Origin of the sequence: Salinispora fenicalii, assembly GCF_000514815.1 — a bacterium.
Classification (GTDB): Bacteria; Actinomycetota; Actinomycetes; order Mycobacteriales; family Micromonosporaceae; genus Micromonospora; species Micromonospora fenicalii.
In genome coordinates, this window is the sequence record NZ_AZWQ01000045.1 from 1 (window position 1) to 2,283 (window position 2,283).

The 2,283-nt window shown below is 64.1% G+C and carries 2 protein-coding genes; both read right to left on the bottom strand.

Annotated features, from left to right (window positions below):
• Positions 1–143 precede the first annotated feature (143 nt).
• Complete coding sequence (locus tag B116_RS0117755) at positions 144–1,061, bottom strand: ParB/RepB/Spo0J family partition protein (RefSeq protein ID WP_027660844.1); 918 nt, start codon at positions 1,059–1,061, stop codon at positions 144–146.
• 1 nt (position 1,062) lies between these two features.
• Positions 1,063–1,803, bottom strand: coding sequence for a ParA family protein (locus tag B116_RS0117760; RefSeq protein WP_026185875.1), 741 nt, complete (start codon positions 1,801–1,803; stop codon positions 1,063–1,065).
• Positions 1,804–2,283 lie beyond the last annotated feature (480 nt).

A 2,283-nucleotide genomic window follows, 5' to 3' on the forward strand; every position in this document is an offset into this window, starting at 1 on the left:
GTCACCGAGTACGGGACCAGCTGAACCACCAAGATCACACCCCACCAGGGGAGAGCACGCTGTTGGCCGGCACCCGAACGGGTGCCGGCCAACAGTCGTACCTAAGGCCCACCGCCCGGGACTGCTGGCCAATAGCGAGTCGCCTATTCAGTGCCAGCCGGTACCTGCTCCTGATCATCAGGAGTGGTGTAAACCTGCAGCAGTAGCTGAGCCAGCGCTCGAAGGTCTTCAGGTGCCATCTCTGCCTGTAGCGACTTCGCGATCTTGTCGGGAGTGCCGCCGAGGTGCCTGATGGCCGACGCGACCTTGCGCGGACGTTCGCCTTTTTCTCGGCTGTCGACAGCGGCTTTGGGGACTGCAGTCTCGTTAACCGCGGTTAATTCTGGCTTGTGCTGGCGCTGTCGCAGTTCCTCAAGTTGCTCTGTGGGTGGTAGCTGGTGGAGGTCTCGCACGTCTCGTAGTGGCACCTCACCCGACCTCAGCATCGACTGCAGCTCCGGGGCAAGCTTGAGCAGGTTGAGTCGCTGGGTCACCCATGCAGGAGTGCGGGATAGGCGTTCGGCTGCTGCCTTCCCTGTCCTGCTCTCCTCCACCAGGAGTTGAACTGCTCGCGCCTCCTCGATCGGGTCCAAGTTCTCCCGGTCAAGGTTCTCGGCTGCGGTGGCACCGACCCAGGTCTCTCGGCTCTCAGCCAAGTGGTTCTTGACGATGATGTCGAGTGTGGCCAGGTTGGCCAGCAGTGCGGCTGCGCGGCGCCGGCCGCCGGTGACTTGCACCCAGAGGGCTTTACCGACCGCAGGTCCATGCTCGGGGTAGATCCGTAGGAACGCTTCCCGGGGAACGACGGCACACGGCTGGAGTTGTCCGTGCGTTCGCATCGAGTCCGCGATGCTTTCGATCTTCGCGTGATCGGTATCGAGGTCTCGGGTGTTCAGTGGGTTGGCTGCGATCTGCTGTACGCGAGCCATCCGTGGCGCTGATTCGGCAAGGGCGGGAACGCGCGCCTCAGGTAGGGCCGGCTCGCTGGCGAGGTCTGACAGGTTGATTCGTTTCCCCGCCACGTCAGACCTCCTGGAGGCTTGGCGCGGTCTGCGGTGGGGTTGCTGCTGTCCCCCCATAGCCCATCTCCAGCGCCAGCCGGAAGAAGTCTTCACGCGCTTCCATCGCTACACGGTTCCGCGGATACTGCGTCACCACCATTCCCTCGGCAGATGCCCGAGAGTGCAGCTTGTAACGGCGGATGACTGCGTTGCACATGGCCCAGCCCTTGCGCTGGATGAACTGCGCAGTTTGCTGCAGGTCAGGCAGACCGTCACGCGGATCCCAGCTGTTCACGACCACTCGGTACGGGATGCCACGGGGCGCAATGACGGCCTCGATCGTACGGCTGGTGGGGTCGTAGCACAGCGGCTCCGGCACCATCGGCACGAGTACGTCATCGCACTCGTCGAGCGCGGCCTGGAGGATCCGCTCATCCTCTAACGACCCCGGTGTGTCGACGAAGATGTGCTCGTAGTGCAGGTTCCGTAGCTTGCCAAGGTCGCGTGGGTCGTCGACCTGGGCGAAGTCGAACGGCAATCCGCCGTGCTTCTCTACCCGCTTTGACCACCAGACAGAAGACGCCTGAGGGTCCGTGGAGGCAACCATCACCGGACTGTCCGGGTCACCCACCGCTTCAGCGGTCGATCGGAGGATTGGCTCGGGGTGAACCAAAACGTCATACGTCACCGCCCCCAGGTTGACGGCGAGAGTGGTCTTGCCGACGCCGCCCTTTTGGTTGGCGATGACATGCACCTGAGTCATGTTGGCTCCGTTCCGTGTGCTTCCCTGGCCGTCACGGCCGAGGTACTTCGGATGCCGCCCCATGCTAGATCCAGTTCCGGCCTGCTCAGAAGCCTGGTCCGCCCCGGAGTGTCGGCGATTAACCGCGGTTAATCGCCGACAGGGCTCGTAGCCGTTTGATGCCTACCTCGCGGGAGATGTATGCCTTGAGAGGAGTGTCATCGGTGTCTGGTTGATGCCCGTGTGGGGTGTGGTCGGGGGCACGGTGGTGGCGGAATCCCGGCCGGCGTCGGGGCGTTACACCCTGCGTACGACCGAGGAGGCGCCCCGCCCGTGGCGGGTGCCGCCCGTGCGTGAGCCCCGGAATGATGGCGGCCCGCCGGTCGTTACATCTGGACCCGGCACCGTGAGAGCCCCGCAGGGCCGCGGTTGCCTGAGGATCTTCTTCTTGTTCTGTTGAGCGCCCGACGGTGCTCGCACCCACCCTGAACCCCCTTTCGG